1 tRNA gene and 1 rRNA gene are annotated in these 254 nt (G+C 53.1%); both read left to right on the top strand.

Features of this window, described 5'->3' with window-relative positions:
• Positions 1-57 (top strand): 16S ribosomal RNA (locus KW830_RS21185); the annotation flags it as partial.
• 90 nt (positions 58-147) lie between these two features.
• Positions 148-224 (top strand) — tRNA-Ile (locus tag KW830_RS21180).
• The last annotated feature ends 30 nt before the right edge of the window (positions 225-254 follow it).

Here is a 254-nt window from a genome sequence, read left to right as displayed (position 1 = left end):
GGGGTGAAGTCGTAACAAGGTAGCCGTATCGGAAGGTGCGGCTGGATCACCTCCTTTCTGGAAACAAGCAATCAAGTTTGAACGTCCACACTTATCGGTTGTTGGAACAAGCCAGGTGGCTCGCTGATGAAGCGAGCTGCATGGAATGGGTCTGTAGCTCAGCTGGTTAGAGCACTGTGTTGATAACGCAGGGGTCGTTGGTTCGAGCCCAACTAGACCCACCATTAGGTTCCGATGCCAGTGCAAGAGGATCC

This window comes from Comamonas sp. CMM03 (assembly GCF_019218715.1).
Lineage (GTDB): Bacteria > Pseudomonadota > Gammaproteobacteria > Burkholderiales > Burkholderiaceae_C > Comamonas > Comamonas terrigena.
The sequence above is the reverse complement of the archived record's forward strand: the minus strand, read 5'-3'. Positions and strand labels throughout refer to the sequence as shown.